The organism is Mesorhizobium sp. WSM4850 (assembly GCF_055811735.1).
The window spans coordinates 1-787 of sequence record NZ_JBVVPV010000153.1; the positions used below are offsets into that span (position 1 = coordinate 1).

The following is a 787-nucleotide window of genomic DNA, read 5'->3' on the forward strand; positions in this document are numbered from 1 at the left end:
CGCTCGACCAGGTCAGGGCGGCGGCGAAGAAACTGCTGTCGGCCGAGCCCGCCATTATGGGCGTTGGCCCGCGGCTAGCTGGTGTCCCGTGACAGCGAATAATCCCGCGCTCTAAGCATAGTTGCTGAAGGACTCCGCCCACATACGTTTGGCTGATCCGACTATGGTGCGGCAGAATGAACGCCTTGATTTCTGCCTGCTCGCCCTCGGCTGACGCACAGGGCGGACTGCTACTTTTCAAAAAAAAAATCTCTGTACCCTCCATTCATGGCGCGCGGGAACTCGAGTCCGGACTCTCTTCGTCTTGGCCGTCCCGATTCAGCCATGGGCAAACTTGAGCCAAAGCTGCTCGCGATGGGTTTCACAACGGGCATGGACGGCAGATCGCGGGATCAATCTTCGAACAAGACGCCTAGCGCGGACGTCCGAACCGTTCAAAGTCATGAAGCAATCGAGGGCGCCGCGATTGCCCCTGCAAGATATTCCATTGCGGTAGCTCGTAAGCGATCGGCGTGGTCATAGATTTCGTCGAGCGAGTCGATCTTAACCTTCTCTTCCTTGACCACGCCGGTGATCTTGCCGCCATCCTCACTGCAGAGATGGGCAAGCCGTTTGCCGAAGCCAAGTCGGAGATTTCGCATGCGGCCGCGTATCTGCAATGGTACGCCGAAGAAGCCAATCGCATCTATGGCGAGACGATCCCGGCACCGTCGACAGACCGTCGCATGCTGGTGATCAAGCAGCCGATCGGTGTCGTCGGCACGATTACGCCATGGAATTTCCCAGC

1 protein-coding gene is annotated in these 787 nt (G+C 58.2%); it reads left to right on the forward strand.

Going from position 1 to position 787, the window contains the following annotated elements:
- Positions 1-512 precede the first annotated feature (512 nt).
- A partial coding sequence (locus tag AC0L2Z_RS35360) for an aldehyde dehydrogenase family protein (RefSeq protein ID WP_473630639.1) occupies positions 513-787 on the forward strand: 275 nt, incomplete at its 3' end.